The following is a 12,559-nucleotide window of genomic DNA, read 5'->3' as shown; positions in this document are numbered from 1 at the left end:
AGTCGCTATCGTGAAGGATGAGCCTCGCCGCCGGCGGGCCGACGAAGCGAGAGGAGGCGCTCGTGATCCCCTATGGTGAGCGCACTCGCGTGCTGGTGGTGATCGGCACGCGACCCGAGGCGATCAAGATGATCCCGGTGATCCGTGCCCTGCAGGACTCCGGCACCTTCCGCCCCGTCGTCATCTCCACGGGCCAGCACACCGACCTCGTGGACGATCTGATCCGCCGGGTGGGGATGCGGGTCGACGCGAACCTGCGCGCCTCCGCTGTCGTCGATGACCGCAGGCCGACACTGAACGAGATGTTCGCGCGGGTCATGGTCGGCATCGACCGCGTCTGGTCGAGCAGCACGGTGCCGGCCGAGTACGCCGCCGACGGGCGGCGCGGGGTCGACGGGGCCGTCGCCTGCCTGGTGCACGGCGACACGAGTTCGGCGGCCGCCGCCGCCCTGGCGTCGTTCAACCTGCAGATCCCCGTCGTGCACGTCGAGGCCGGGCTGCGCACCTCGAACCTGCTCTCGCCGTTCCCCGAGGAGGGGAACCGGCAGCTCATCTCCCGCATCGCCGCGCTGCACCTGGCGCCGACTCCCGACAACAAGATGAATCTCGTGCGCGAGGGGGTCGATCACGACCGGGTGGTGGTGACCGGCAACACCTCGATCGACATGCTGCACTGGGCGGCCGGTCAGGAGGGCGGCTTCGGGGCGGGACTGGAAGCGCTGCAGGCGACCCCGGAGCATCCGCTGGTGCTGGTGACTGCTCATCGCCGGGAGAACTGGGGTGCGGGCCTGGTCCGCATCGCCGCCGCCGTGCGCATCCTCTCAGAGCGCCACGGGCACGCGTCGTTCGTGGTGCCGATGCATCCGAACCCGCTTGCTCGGCAGCCCATGCTCGACGCGCTCGGGGATCGTGGCAACGTGCATCTCGTCGAGCCCAGGGAGTACGCCGATTTCGCCCGGCTGATGGCCGCGGCCAGGCTCATCATCACGGACTCCGGCGGGGTGCAGGAGGAGGCGCCGTCGCTCGGCACCCCCGTGCTCGTCGCGCGGGACACGACCGAGCGCGGGGAGGGCGTGCACGCCGGGACGCTCGTGCTGGTCGGTGCGGACACCGACCGCATCGTGCGCGAGACGACGCTGCTCATCGAGGATGACGCCGAGCACGCGCGCCGGGCGTCGCGGGCCAACCCGTACGGCGACGGCAGGGCGTCCGAGCGCATCGTGCAGGCGCTCGAGCACGTGCTGCGGGACGGACCGCCGCCGCAGGAGCTGAGCGGCAGCGGGCTGCGCACGGCGGTGCGCAGGCGCCTCGGCATGGAGGACGACGCGGCCGATGCCGGATCCTGAGGTCTTCTGGGCGGAGGTGCTGCGATGGCTCGGCGGCGCCAGCCGCTTCATCGTGCACATCTATGACGGTCTGCCGATCTGGGCGGCGCCGATCTTCGTCATCGCGGCCGTGCTGGTGATCGTCTCGACGGTCTCGCTGCTGATCCTCGCCGTCCGCGCGGGTTCCCAGGTGCGCAGGGCGGCGCGCGCACGATCCAGCGGCGACGAACTCGCGCACGAGCAGGACTACCTGTGGGTGTTCATGGTGCCCGCGCTCAACGAGGAGACGGTGATCGCCGATTCGGTCGGCAGGCTCAGCGAGGTGCGCGTGACGCACAAGCGCATCCTCGTCATCGACGACGGCTCCGACGACCGCACCGGCGCCGTGCTCGCCGGCATGAGCGAACCCGATCTCACGGTGCTCACGCGTATCGCGCCGAACGCGCGGCAGGGAAAGTCCGAGGCGCTGAACGACGCGTGGCGTCATCTGCACCGGCAGGTGCTCGCCGAAGGGCCCTATCGCGGCTGGGATCCGGCACGGGTGATCGTCACGATCGTCGACGCGGACGGGCGTCTGGACCCGATGGCAGGCCGGGTGGCGCGCTTCTTCGCCGACGGCCGCACGGGGGGAGTGCAGTCGCAGGTGCGCATCTACAACCGGGACGGCCTGCTCACGATCGCCCAGGATCTCGAGTTCGGCGTGTTCGGCACGGTGTTCCAGCTGGGCCGCACCGGCTGGGGCACCGCGAACATGGGCGGGAACGGGCAGTTCAACCGGCTCGCGGCGCTGGACGAGATCGCGGTGCAGGATGCCGAGGGCCGGGTCGGGCCGTGGCGCGCGGGGAGGCTCACCGAGGATCAGGACATCGGACTGCGGCTCATCCATGCCGGGTGGCGGGGTGCGCAGGCCTCGAACGTGGTGATCGAGCAGCAGGGCCTGCATTCGCTGCGCGCGCTGTACCGTCAGCGCACGCGCTGGGCGCAGGGCGGATGGCAGGTGCTCGATCTGCTCGCCGCGACGATGCGCAACAGGCACGTCGGTCTCGTTCCGAAGTGGGACCAGCTCTGGTATCTGCTCACGCCGGTGGTGCAGGCCTGGGTGGGACTGACCGTCGTCCTGAGCGTGGTGTTCCTCGCGACCGGGATCTCCCGCCCTCCGATGACCGTGTTCATCGTCGTGCTCGCGTACGTGTTCTCGGCGTTGCCCGGGGTGGTCGGCGTGCTGCTGGCTCGGCGGGGCCGCGGCTTCGCGGGCGCGGTCGCGGGCATCGCGCTCGCCCACCTCTATCTGTTCTACTCGTGGCTGATCTATCCGGTGGTCTACCGTTCGCTCCTGCGCCAGCTGACCGGTGCGAAGAGCTGGGCGAAGACCAAGCGCGAGGCGATCGAGCCCGTTGAGTCATGAAGCGTCGTCGCGGCGGGCAGTGATGAAGTCGGCCTTGCCGTCGATGTAGGCGAGGCGATCGTCGGGATGCTGTGCGGCGAGCGCGCGCTTGAGAGCCGCGTACGCGTCGCGGTCAGACGGGTTCGCGCGCAGGTGGTCGCGAAAGCGCAGGTAGCGTCGGAACGCCTCGGAACCGGCCTCGACGACGTGCACGTTGGCCAGGCGGATCATCGGCTCCAGCTCGTAGCCGTACATGCGGTCGGGGCGCACGTCGGTCGCGTCGCCGCGCAGCAGCATTCCGAGGCCGATCAGCCAGTCATCCAGCGAGGCGAGCTCGGTGCCGGAGCGCACCGCGATCCCGACGTCGAGGATCGGCTTCGCGTCGAGCCCGGGGACGGAGGTCGAGCCGATGTGCTCGATCGCGACGACGGATGCCGGTGCCGTCGCCGCCAGCGCTTCCTGCACGACGGAGAAGGTCCGCGCCCAGGCATCCGATGCCGGGGAGAGCTCCACGACCCCGCGCCGCAGCCCGAGTCCCGAGTCGCGGAACGCGTCACGCAGCGAGGAGCGCGCGCCGACGAGACCCGGCGCCTTCACGTCGCGGGAGAGCTCACGGAACGGCATCCCTCCAGGCTATCGCGCGGCTCAGCGGCCGACGGCGTCGAGCAGGGCGTCCTCATCGTCGGCATCGCGGTCGCGACGGCGGCGCGGCGGGCGAGGGACGCGCTCACCGGCATCCTCCTTGGCCTTCACGATCTCGGTGCGGATCGCATAGAAGATGAACGCGAAGCCCATCACGGCGAACAGGATCCACTGAATCGCGTAGGAGAGGTGCGGGCCGGGGTCCTCGGTGGGCGCCTCGAAGGCGCCGAGTCCGGTCTCGGGCGCAGGATCCTCGGAGACCAGCTGCCCGTAGCCCCCGGTGATCAGATCCGGGTTCACGCGCTCGGCGATCGTGGGCAGATTGATCGTGGGGACCTGGCCCTCGGGTGCGCTGCGTCCCGAGGCGGGCAGGCGCTCACCCGGACGCATCCGCACGACCACGGTGACCTCGCCCGACGGGGGAGCGGGCGTCGTGGCGGGCGTGCTGTTCTCGCGCGGAGGGACCCACCCGCGATCGACGAGCAGCACCCGCCCGTCGTCCTGCCGGAACGGGACGAGCACCTCGAACGCGCTCGTGCCCCCGTGCGGCCGGTTGCGCGCGTACAGCTGCTGATCCGCGAGATACTCGCCGTGCAGCTGCACCGGATGCCATTCGGCCTCGGCGTCCAGCTCGCCGTCGGCGTCGACCACCTCGTCGAGAAGGACGGGCGTCGCGTCGTAGTTGCGCTCGACGAGCGCGATCTGCGCGGCCTTCTGCTCGTTGCGGTCGAACTGCCAGTGCGAGAGGTACGCGCAGGCGATGGCGAACAGGATCGCGACCAGCAGATATCCGCTCCAGCGCAGCAGCCGCTGCCTCACGCCGGAAGCCCCTGACGAACCTCGACGGGGAAGTCCCGGGTGCGCAGGTAATCGCTGAGGAACCCCACGTGCTCATCGCAGGCCAGCCAGATCTTCCTGCGGTCCTCGCTGTGGATGCGCGGGTTGCGCCAGACGATGTGATGCGTGGCGGCGGCCCGGCACGCTGCGCGCGCGCACTCGAACTCCGCGCTCATCGCGGATCCTCCTCCTCGGCGGGCGGCTCGGAGGCGGCCTCCTGGACGGTGATCACCCGCGGGGCGGCGGGGTCTTCGGCAGGCGACCGCGCCTCGAGCTCGAGAGCGGGCGATTCCACCGTCACCGGGGTGCTGTCGGCACCGGCGTTCGCGGCCACGACCGCGATGTACGGCAGGAAGATCGCTCCGGCGGCGAACGCGAAGGTCCACCACCCGATCGGCTGGATGACAGCCATCAGGATGAAGCACACCGTGCGGATGCCCATCGTGATCGCGTACCGGCGCACGCGTCGTCTCGCCTCGTCCTGCGGTGCCTCAGGCAGCGAGGTGACGGATGGGGGACGTCGGGTGCTCTTCACGGTGCTTCCAGCCTACGCCGCGCACGCGGCGCGGGATGCCTTCCCCCGCGCCGTTCCCCCGCGCCCGGACGCGCGTCGCGAACGCCGCGGGGCGGCATCCGGATCGATAGGATGACGTGCGTTCGTCCCGACAGTCAGGAGTCCTCATGAGCACCGACCGCGTCGTCCTCGTCACCGGCGGAAACCGGGGCATCGGCCGCGCCATCGCCGAGCGCTTCGTGCGCGACGGCTACCGTGTGGCGGTGACCGCACGCAGCGGCGAGGGCCCCGAGGGCACGCTCACGGTGCGCGCCGACGTGACGGATGCCGCGTCGGTCGACGCCGCGTTCGGCGAAGTCGAGCAGAAGCTCGGACCGGTCGAGGTCGTCGTCGCCAACGCCGGCATCACCAAGGACACCCTGCTGATGCGCATGAGCGAGGAGGACTTCGACAGCGTGGTGGCCACGAACCTCGGCGGATCGTTCCGGGTGGTCAAGCGCGCCTCGAAGGGCATGCTGCGCGCCCGGTTCGGCCGAGTGATCCTGATCTCCAGCGTGGTCGGGCTGTACGGCTCCGCCGGGCAGACGAACTACGCGGCATCCAAGAGCGCCCTGGTGGGCTTCGCGCGCTCTCTGACGCGCGAGCTCGGCGGACGCGGCATCACCGCCAACGTCGTCGCTCCTGGCTTCATCGAGACCGACATGACGGCGGAGCTGCCCGAGGAGACGCAGAAGCAGTACAAGGCCAGCATCCCGGCCGGCCGGTTCGCCACCGCCGACGAGGTCGCGGGTGCCGTCGTCTGGCTCGCCGGCGACGACGCGGGCTACATCTCGGGCGCGGTCATCCCGGTCGACGGCGGTCTGGGCATGGGCCACTGATCCGCGCCGTCGATCACCCGCCCGCGCGCGTCGCGTGGTGGGTCAGGGCAGCAGCGGGATGACCTGGGACAGGTCCTGCGGCCCGACGACGAGGGCCGCGGCCGCGCGCACGGCCGGCTTGGCGTTGAACGCGATACCGAGGCCCGCCACCTCCATCATCAGCAGATCGTTCGCGCCGTCGCCGATCGCGATCGTGGCGTGCGGGGCGACGCCGAGCTCGGCCGCCCACTGCTGCAGAGACTCGGCCTTCACCCGGGCATCCACGATGTCCCCCTCGACCTCGCCGACCAGCGCATCCTCCGACACGCGCAGGCGATTCGCGCGCCAGCGGTCCACGCCCAGCCCGGGCGCGATGTGATCGAGGATCTCGTGGAACCCCCCGGAGACGACGCCGACGACGCCACCGCGCTCGTGCACGGCGGCCGTGAGCTCGTGCACGCCGGGGGTCGGTTCGATCCGTGCGCGCACGCGCGGGAACGCGTCCGTGGGTACGTCCTTCAGCGCGGCCACTCGCGAGCGCAGGCTCGCGGCGAAGTCGACCTCGCCGCGCATCGCGGCCTCGGTCGCGGCCTGCACCTCGGCACGGCGCCCGGCCTCGTCGGCGAGCAGCTCGATCACCTCATTGCGGATGAGCGTGGAATCGGCATCGAGGACGACGAGGAAGCGCGCGGCGGTCACCCGTCGAGCGTATCGGCCCGATCGGCCGGCGGACGCCCGGATGTCGTCATCCGGGCATCCGGCCTCAGCGCTCGATGAGGACGCCCTTTCCGACGACGGTGATGCCGGAGTCGGTGATGGTGAAGCCGCGCTCCAGATCGCGTTCCCGGTCCACTCCGACGGTCGCGCCGTCCTCGAGGATCACGTTCTTGTCGAGCACTGCCCGATGCACCCTCGCGCCCGCCCCGACCATCACCCCGTCCAGCAGCACGGAGTCGGTGATGGTCGAGCCGCCGGATGCCAGACTTCCCACGCCCACCACGCTGCGCTCCAGGTGCGTGCCGGAGAGCACCGACCCGGCCGACACGATCGAGTCGATCGCGTTTCCGATGCGCCCGACGGCGTCGCGCACGAACTTCGCCGGCGGGGTGTTCACCGTCTGCGTGCGGATCGGCCAGACGGTGTTGTACAGATTGAAGATCGGCAGCGTGGAGATGAGGTCCATGTGCGCGTCGAAGTACGAGTCGATCGTTCCCACGTCGCGCCAGTACGACCGGTCCCGCGGCGAGGAGCCGGGCACATCGTTCTGCTTCATGTCGTAGTAACCGGCCTCGCCGCGGTCGACGAAGTAGGGCACGATGTCGCCGCCCATGTCGTGACCCGAGCTGGCCGATTCGCCGTCGGCCTCCACGGCGGCGATGAGGGCGTCGGTGTCGAAGACGTAGTTGCCCATCGAGACGAGCACCTCGTTGGGCGAGTCGGCCAGTCCCGCGGGCGCTGCGGGCTTCTCCAGGAACTGGCGGATGCGGCCCGTCTCCGGGTCGGCGTCGATCACGCCGAACTGCGAGGCCAGCGCGAGGGGCTGGCGGATGCCGGCGACCGTGGCGGACGCCCCGGATTCGATGTGGGCGTCCACCATCTGCTGGAAGTCCATCCGGTACACGTGGTCGGCGCCGATGACCACGACGATGTCGGGCTTCTCGTCGTTGATGAGGTTCAGGCTCTGCAGGATGGCGTCGGCCGACCCGGAGAACCAGCGCTTGCCGAGCCGCTGCTGGGCGGGGACCGAGGTGACGTAGGAATCGAGAAGCGCGGACATCCGCCAGTTCTGCGACACGTGCCGGTCCAGGCTGTGCGACTTGTACTGCGTCAGCACGACCACCTGTCTCAGCCCCGAGTTGATCAGGTTCGATATCGCGAAGTCGATGAGCCGGTACTGACCGCCGAACGGCACCGCCGGTTTCGCGCGATCCGCCGTGAGGGGCATCAGTCGCTTGCCCTCGCCGCCGGCGAGGATGATCCCGAAAACCTTCTTAGGTGCCGACATGGCTCCACAATAGAGCGGACCATGGCGGATGTACTACCGTGCAGTCATGCGAGTCGACATCATCACCAAGGAGTATCCGCCGGAGATCTACGGTGGCGCCGGAGTGCATGTCGCCGAGCTGGTGTCCGCGCTGCGACGGAGCATCGACGTGCAGGTGCGGGCGTTCGGTTCCCCACGGGACGAGCCGGGCACGCACGCGTATCGGACGCCTGCGGAGCTGACCGGCGCGAACCCCGCGGTGCAGACCCTCGGCACCGACCTGACCATGGTCGGCGACGTCGCGGGAGCCGATGTCGTGCACAGCCACACCTGGTACGCCAACTTCGCCGGGCACCTCGCCTCGCAGCTGCACGGCATCCCGCACGTGCTCACCGCGCACAGCCTGGAGCCGCTGCGGCCCTGGAAGGCGGAGCAGCTCGGCGGCGGCTACGCGGTCTCGGGCGGCATCGAGAGGCTCGCCTACGAGAACGCCGCGGCGATCGTGGCGGTCAGCGCCGGGATGCGCGCGGACATCCTGCGCAGCTACCCGCAGGTGGACCCGGCGCGGGTGCGCGTCATCCACAACGGGATCGACGTGGAGCGCTGGCGTCCGGTGCAGAACGCGGCGTTCCTGGAGAGCATCGGCATGGACGCCTCGCGGCCGTCGGTCGTGTTCGTGGGGCGGATCACCCGCCAGAAGGGCCTGCCGTACCTGCTTCGCGCCGCCCGGCTGCTGCCTCCGGACGTGCAGCTGGTGCTGTGCGCCGGTGCACCGGACACCCCGGAGATCATGGCCGAGGTGCAGGAGCTCGTCCGCCTGCTGCAGCAGACCAGGCAGGGTGTGATCTGGATCGAGCGGATGCTGCCGCGGGACGAGCTCTCGGCGATCCTCACAGCGGCCACGACATTCGTGTGCCCCTCGGTGTACGAACCGCTGGGCATCGTCAACCTGGAGGCCATGGCCTGCGGTGCCGCGGTGGTGGGAACGCGCACCGGTGGCATTCCCGAGGTCGTGGAGGACGGCGTCACCGGCCGCATCGTGCCCATCGAGCAGCTGCAGGACGGCACAGGAACGCCCGTCGACCCCGAGCAGTTCGTGTCCGACCTCGCCGCCGGGCTGACCGAGGTGACCGGCGACCCGGAGCGCGCCGCGGAGTACGGCGCCGCCGGCCGAGAGCGCGCGCGCACGAGCTTCAGCTGGGGCGCGATCGCCGACACCACGCGCGCGCTGTACGAGGAGTTGACGGCCTGAGCCGATAGGCTGGACAGCATGTCGAGCGCCCTGGATCTCACCGATGTCGTCGTGCGCCGCGAGGGGCGTCACATCGTCGATCACGTCACCTGGCAGGTCACTGAGGATCAGCGCTGGGTGGTGCTCGGCCCGAACGGTGCAGGCAAGACGACCCTGCTGCAGCTCGCCGACACGCTGATGCACCCCACCTCGGGAACCGTGACGGTGCTGGGGGAGACTCTGGGGCGCACGGACGTGTTCGAGCTGCGCCCGCGCATCGGCTTCGCCTCTTCGGCGATGGCGCGCCGCATCCCGCGGGAGGAGACCGTGCTGAACACGGTGATGACCGCCGCCTACTCCGTGCTCGGCCGCTGGAACGAGGACTACGAGAGCATCGATGAGCGTCGTGCGCGCCGCGTGCTGGCCGACTGGAAGCTCGATCATCTCGCCGACCGCCTGTTCGGCACACTCAGCGACGGCGAGCAGAAGCGCGTCCAGATCGCGCGCGCCGTGATGACCGACCCGGAGCTGCTGCTGCTGGACGAGCCGACCGCCAGCCTCGACCTCGGCTCCCGCGAGGAGCTGCTGCAGCTGCTCAGCGGCTACGCCGCGTCGCCGACGACGCCGGCCATGGTGATGGTCACCCATCACGTGGAGGAGATCCCCGTCGGGTTCACGCACGTGATGCTGATGCGCGAGGGCGGCGCCGTCGCCCAGGGGCCGATCGCCGAGACGCTGACGGCGGAGGCGCTCAGTGACGCGTTCGGCATGCCCATCACGCTGACCGTGGACGAGGGGCGCTACGCCGCGCGGGCGGCCCGTTCCTGAGCCCGCCGAAGGACTGCTAAAGTAGATCCTTGGTGCAATCGCATCGCAGACTTCCCTCGCTCTGGCACAATCCAGGGCAACACGTAAGGAATCCCATGAAGACTGACATCCACCCCGACTACCAGGCCGTCGTTTTCCGCGACCTCGGCTCGGGCGAGACCTTCCTCACCCGTTCCACCGTCACCAGCGACAAGACGATCGAGCTGGACGGCGTGGAGTACCCCGTCGTCGACGTCGAGATCTCCTCGGCCTCGCACCCGTTCTACACGGGCAAGCAGCGCATCATGGACTCGGCCGGTCGTGTCGAGAAGTTCAACCAGCGCTTCAAGAACTTCGGCGGCTCTCAGAGCTGAAGCCAGCAGAGGACGCCCTCGGATCACTCGATCCGGGGGCGTTCTGCTGTCCGCTGCTCGGTGAGTGCGAGCCGTCTTCTCGGGCCGCGCGGCGACCAGGATCACACATCGATGCGGATGTGGTCGCCGTCGATCGCCCAGGGCGGATCGCCGGGTGAGGGTGCGGGAGCGGTGCGCTTGGTCGCCCGATCCCGCTCGATGTGAGCCTCGTACGCCTCGGGGTTGAAGACCGCGTCGAAGCCGTCGACCAGGCCGGCGCCGGAGCCGTCGTACTTCGTCTCGACAGGGCGGGCGGACATGCTCCACCGGATCACCATGACGACGCCGGCGACCGGCACCAGTAACCACGCCGCGACCAGCATCCAGCCGAACAGCTCGCCCATGCTCACAGCGTAGGCCGTTCGTCGCCCGCTCAGGCGATCAGCCACGGATCGGCCAGCTGCCGTCCACGCTCTCGGCGGGATCGAGCCGGCCCACCCTGATGAAGTACTCGGTCAGGCTCGCAGCCTGATCACGCGCCCATCCGATCTGCTGCGTGTGCAGCTCAGCCGCCGTGAGCGGGAGGGCGAACTCCCTCGCCAGGGCCAGCGCCACGCGGCCGGCGGCCACGGCATCCGCCGATGCCTCGTGCGCGTCGTCGAGAGGCACGGCGTAGTGCTCGGCCACGACGCTCAGCGTGCGCTTGCCGCGGCGGTAGCGGTCGTGGGCCTTGTCGATCACGAGCGGGTCGATCACGGGCTGCGGGCTCACCAGCGGCGCGACCCCATGGCGCGCCGACTCGTGCGCCAGCAGCGAGAAGTCGTACGAGGCGTTGTACGCCACGATCGGCATGCCCTGGGCGAACAGCGTCCGCAGCGCGGCGCTGACCTGTGCGACCACCTCGGCCGCGGGACGACCGTGAGCGCGGGCGTGCTCCGTGCTGATCCCGTGCACGGCGGCCGCTCCGTCGGGGATCGGGATGCCGGGATCGGCGAGCCAGTCGCGGGCGGCGATCTCGCGTCCGTGACGATCGAGCACGCCGACGTGCGCGGTGACGATCCGATCGGTCGCGACGTCCACTCCCGTCGTCTCCAGATCGAACACGCCCACCCGGGTGAGCCAGGCCGGCAGCGGAATCGTGGTGGTCATGGCATCACCGTAGGACGCACCACCGACGTCGCTCCGGCGGCCCGCCGCAGTCCTCGCTCACCGGCGGGGCGATCCGCCCTCGGCGCGCGACCCGGCACTGGTGTGCACATTCGCGGAATCCGAATTGTTCTCCACACATCGCGCGATCAGGCCGATGAAGGTCCCACCCCGCGGTGCACGCTGTTCTCACCCGGGGTTCATCCCGGCAAGACAGGAGCAGAGCATGACAATCAGGAACGACACCATCGTGATCGCCGGCAACATCGGCAACGACCCCGTCAAGAACGAGACCCGCAACGGCAAGGCCGTCATCAACTTCCGCGTGGCGACCTCGTCCAGCTACCTCGATCAGCGCACCGGGGAATGGGTGGAGACGCCCTCCAGCTGGTACGCCGTCTCGGCGTTCGGCCACATCGCCGAGCACGCCAAGGCGTCGCTGCACTGCGGCGACCCCGTGATCGTGGTCGGCCGGCTCAAGCTGAAGGAGTGGGAGTCGGGCGGACGGAAGAGCGTCGACGCGGAGATCACCGCCGACTCAATCGGCCACGACCTCAGCTGGGGCACGAGCGCGTTCGTGCGTCGTCAGCGTGCGGCGACCACCGGGCAGGCCCAGGCGGCGCCGGCGACACCGGACGTCACGTCGTCCGCGGACGACGAGACCGCGGCGGACGAGTCCACGGCGCAGGAGCGGGATGCCTGGGAAGCCGCCGGCCTGACGACCGCGGACGGCGGTGAGAGCACCGCCGACGCCGAGCTCGCGTATTCGTGAGGGCCTCCGCGGCCGTCGCGCGGGGAGACGCCGCAGAGCGGCGGAGACGGATCGCACTCGAGCACCGCCTAGACTGCTGAGCGTGCTTCGTGGGTCGACCGTCTCCGCCGCCGCGCGCCGCGTCGTGGGTGCGACAGCGGGAGCGGTGCTCATCGCGACCGGGCTGCTGGGATGCTCGGCATCCGACGTCGACCGGGAGCCGGCCCCCTCCGCGTCCGCGTCCGCGCGTCCGTCGACGTCACCCGGCGCATCGCCCTCGCCATCGCCCCGCAGTGCGCCCACGCTGATGCCGGACGGCACCGCTGACGACAACCTGCCGCTGTTCACGGCGGTCACGGCGAAGGTCTGGGCCTCGTCAGACCGGCTCCGCGGCCGCGCGTACGTCGACGCGCTGGCGGCGGCGGGATTCCCGAAGGAGCGGATGCAGGTCACGCACGACCTCACCACCGTGGGGCGCGCCGTGGAGAGCCTGCAGTTCTCGGTGGCCTGGGGCGAGGACGCGTGCTTGATCGGGCAGGTCGGGCCCTCCACCGGCGAACCGGTCACGGCGGTCATGCCGCAGCTGGCCGAGGGCCGCTGCCTGGTGGGGAGCACGCGGCCGATCGACTGGTGAGCGCGGACGGCGTCGCGGAGAGCACGGGCGAAGACGGGTAGGCTGGTGAGTCGGCTCCCAGAGCCGTTCCGCGTGCCCGCTGACTGAAGGAGAG

Annotated in this window: 16 protein-coding genes; 8 read left to right on the top strand and 8 right to left on the bottom strand. The window is 70.3% G+C overall.

Annotation, left to right across the window (positions count from 1 at the left end):
• Positions 1-17: 17 nt before the first annotated feature.
• Positions 18-1,346 carry a non-hydrolyzing UDP-N-acetylglucosamine 2-epimerase gene (wecB, locus tag Q9R19_RS06945; protein ID WP_311255583.1) on the top strand — a complete coding sequence of 443 codons (1,329 nt, stop codon included), beginning with the start codon at positions 18-20 and terminating at the stop codon, positions 1,344-1,346.
• Positions 1,333-2,730, top strand: coding sequence for a glycosyltransferase family 2 protein (locus tag Q9R19_RS06940; RefSeq protein ID WP_311255582.1), 1,398 nt, complete (start codon positions 1,333-1,335; stop codon positions 2,728-2,730). Before wecB ends, Q9R19_RS06940 begins: the two co-directional genes overlap by 14 nt.
• On the opposite strand, the gene Q9R19_RS06935 is transcribed toward Q9R19_RS06940, so the two are convergent.
• From Q9R19_RS06935 to Q9R19_RS06920, 4 genes are read right to left on the bottom strand one after another with little or no spacing between them, the layout of a single operon-like run.
• Complete coding sequence (locus Q9R19_RS06935) at positions 2,725-3,333, bottom strand: GrpB family protein (RefSeq protein ID WP_311255581.1); 609 nt, start codon at positions 3,331-3,333, stop codon at positions 2,725-2,727. The two genes, Q9R19_RS06940 and Q9R19_RS06935, sit on opposite strands and share 6 nt — an antisense overlap.
• 21 nt (positions 3,334-3,354) lie before the next feature.
• Positions 3,355-4,170 carry an SURF1 family protein gene (locus tag Q9R19_RS06930; RefSeq protein ID WP_311255580.1) on the bottom strand — a complete coding sequence of 272 codons (816 nt, stop codon included), beginning with the start codon at positions 4,168-4,170 and terminating at the stop codon, positions 3,355-3,357.
• Positions 4,167-4,364 (bottom strand): hypothetical protein, encoded by a 198-nt coding sequence (locus Q9R19_RS06925; protein WP_311255579.1) that lies wholly within the window; start codon positions 4,362-4,364, stop codon positions 4,167-4,169. Before Q9R19_RS06925 ends, Q9R19_RS06930 begins: the two co-directional genes overlap by 4 nt.
• Positions 4,361-4,723 (bottom strand): DUF3099 domain-containing protein, encoded by a 363-nt coding sequence (locus tag Q9R19_RS06920; RefSeq protein WP_311255578.1) that lies wholly within the window; start codon positions 4,721-4,723, stop codon positions 4,361-4,363. Before Q9R19_RS06920 ends, Q9R19_RS06925 begins: the two co-directional genes overlap by 4 nt.
• 146 nt (positions 4,724-4,869) lie before the next feature.
• On the opposite strand from Q9R19_RS06920, the gene Q9R19_RS06915 reads away from it, so the two are divergent.
• Positions 4,870-5,580 (top strand): beta-ketoacyl-ACP reductase, encoded by a 711-nt coding sequence (locus tag Q9R19_RS06915; protein WP_311255577.1) that lies wholly within the window; start codon positions 4,870-4,872, stop codon positions 5,578-5,580.
• Positions 5,581-5,622: 42 nt separating this feature from the next.
• On the opposite strand, the gene serB is transcribed toward Q9R19_RS06915, so the two are convergent.
• Together serB and Q9R19_RS06905 are read right to left on the bottom strand one after the other, a co-directional pair.
• A complete protein-coding gene (gene serB, locus Q9R19_RS06910) occupies positions 5,623-6,258 on the bottom strand; it encodes a phosphoserine phosphatase SerB (protein ID WP_311255576.1) in 636 nt (211 codons plus the stop codon).
• A gap of 64 nt (positions 6,259-6,322) precedes the next feature.
• Positions 6,323-7,564 carry a glucose-1-phosphate adenylyltransferase gene (locus tag Q9R19_RS06905; protein WP_311255575.1) on the bottom strand — a complete coding sequence of 414 codons (1,242 nt, stop codon included), beginning with the start codon at positions 7,562-7,564 and terminating at the stop codon, positions 6,323-6,325.
• A 46-nt stretch (positions 7,565-7,610) separates the two neighbouring features.
• Between Q9R19_RS06905 and glgA the strand changes: the two genes are divergently transcribed.
• The 3 genes from glgA to Q9R19_RS06890 all read left to right on the top strand — a co-directional run bounded on the left by glgA (position 7,611) and on the right by Q9R19_RS06890 (position 9,955).
• A complete protein-coding gene (gene glgA / locus Q9R19_RS06900; protein WP_311255574.1) occupies positions 7,611-8,795 on the top strand; it encodes a glycogen synthase in 1,185 nt (394 codons plus the stop codon).
• An 18-nt stretch (positions 8,796-8,813) separates the two neighbouring features.
• Positions 8,814-9,602 carry an ABC transporter ATP-binding protein gene (locus tag Q9R19_RS06895; RefSeq protein WP_311255573.1) on the top strand — a complete coding sequence of 263 codons (789 nt, stop codon included), beginning with the start codon at positions 8,814-8,816 and terminating at the stop codon, positions 9,600-9,602.
• A 95-nt stretch (positions 9,603-9,697) separates the two neighbouring features.
• On the top strand, positions 9,698-9,955 hold the full coding sequence (locus Q9R19_RS06890) for a type B 50S ribosomal protein L31 (protein WP_311255572.1): 258 nt from the start codon (positions 9,698-9,700) through the stop codon (positions 9,953-9,955).
• A 101-nt stretch (positions 9,956-10,056) separates the two neighbouring features.
• Here the strand turns inward: Q9R19_RS06890 and Q9R19_RS06885 are convergent, their stop codons facing one another.
• Positions 10,057-10,338 carry a hypothetical protein gene (locus Q9R19_RS06885; protein WP_311255571.1) on the bottom strand — a complete coding sequence of 94 codons (282 nt, stop codon included), beginning with the start codon at positions 10,336-10,338 and terminating at the stop codon, positions 10,057-10,059.
• 37 nt (positions 10,339-10,375) lie between these two features.
• Complete coding sequence (locus tag Q9R19_RS06880; RefSeq protein WP_311255570.1) at positions 10,376-11,083, bottom strand: 3'-5' exonuclease; 708 nt, start codon at positions 11,081-11,083, stop codon at positions 10,376-10,378.
• A 223-nt stretch (positions 11,084-11,306) separates the two neighbouring features.
• Between Q9R19_RS06880 and Q9R19_RS06875 the strand changes: the two genes are divergently transcribed.
• Both Q9R19_RS06875 and Q9R19_RS06870 read left to right on the top strand, forming a co-directional pair.
• On the top strand, positions 11,307-11,852 hold the full coding sequence (locus Q9R19_RS06875) for a single-stranded DNA-binding protein (protein ID WP_311255569.1): 546 nt from the start codon (positions 11,307-11,309) through the stop codon (positions 11,850-11,852).
• 82 nt (positions 11,853-11,934) lie between these two features.
• A complete protein-coding gene (locus tag Q9R19_RS06870) occupies positions 11,935-12,465 on the top strand; it encodes a DUF6993 domain-containing protein (protein ID WP_311255568.1) in 531 nt (176 codons plus the stop codon).
• Positions 12,466-12,559: the final 94 nt, after the last annotated feature.

Origin of the sequence: Microbacterium sp. ARD32 (assembly GCF_031844385.1) — a bacterium.
In the GTDB taxonomy this organism is placed as follows: Bacteria; Actinomycetota; Actinomycetes; order Actinomycetales; family Microbacteriaceae; genus Microbacterium.
Note: the sequence above shows the minus strand (reverse complement) of the source record. Positions and strands in the feature narration are given on the sequence as shown.

Excerpts from the sequence above, each read along its gene's own strand:
- wecB (WP_311255583.1), top strand. The coding sequence starts at position 18 with ATGAGCCTCGCCGCCGGCGGGCCGACGAAGCGAGAGGAGGCGCTCGTG.
- Q9R19_RS06940 (WP_311255582.1), top strand. The coding sequence starts at position 1,333 with ATGCCGGATCCTGAGGTCTTCTGGGCGGAGGTGCTGCGATGGCTCGGC.
- Q9R19_RS06935 (WP_311255581.1), bottom strand. The coding sequence starts at position 3,333 with ATGCCGTTCCGTGAGCTCTCCCGCGACGTGAAGGCGCCGGGTCTCGTC.
- Q9R19_RS06925 (WP_311255579.1), bottom strand. The coding sequence starts at position 4,364 with ATGAGCGCGGAGTTCGAGTGCGCGCGCGCAGCGTGCCGGGCCGCCGCC.
- Q9R19_RS06915 (WP_311255577.1), top strand. The coding sequence starts at position 4,870 with ATGAGCACCGACCGCGTCGTCCTCGTCACCGGCGGAAACCGGGGCATC.
- Q9R19_RS06905 (WP_311255575.1), bottom strand. The coding sequence starts at position 7,564 with ATGTCGGCACCTAAGAAGGTTTTCGGGATCATCCTCGCCGGCGGCGAG.
- glgA (WP_311255574.1), top strand. The coding sequence starts at position 7,611 with ATGCGAGTCGACATCATCACCAAGGAGTATCCGCCGGAGATCTACGGT.
- Q9R19_RS06895 (WP_311255573.1), top strand. The coding sequence starts at position 8,814 with ATGTCGAGCGCCCTGGATCTCACCGATGTCGTCGTGCGCCGCGAGGGG.
- Q9R19_RS06890 (WP_311255572.1), top strand. The coding sequence starts at position 9,698 with ATGAAGACTGACATCCACCCCGACTACCAGGCCGTCGTTTTCCGCGAC.
- Q9R19_RS06885 (WP_311255571.1), bottom strand. The coding sequence starts at position 10,338 with ATGGGCGAGCTGTTCGGCTGGATGCTGGTCGCGGCGTGGTTACTGGTG.
- Q9R19_RS06880 (WP_311255570.1), bottom strand. The coding sequence starts at position 11,083 with ATGACCACCACGATTCCGCTGCCGGCCTGGCTCACCCGGGTGGGCGTG.
- Q9R19_RS06875 (WP_311255569.1), top strand. The coding sequence starts at position 11,307 with ATGACAATCAGGAACGACACCATCGTGATCGCCGGCAACATCGGCAAC.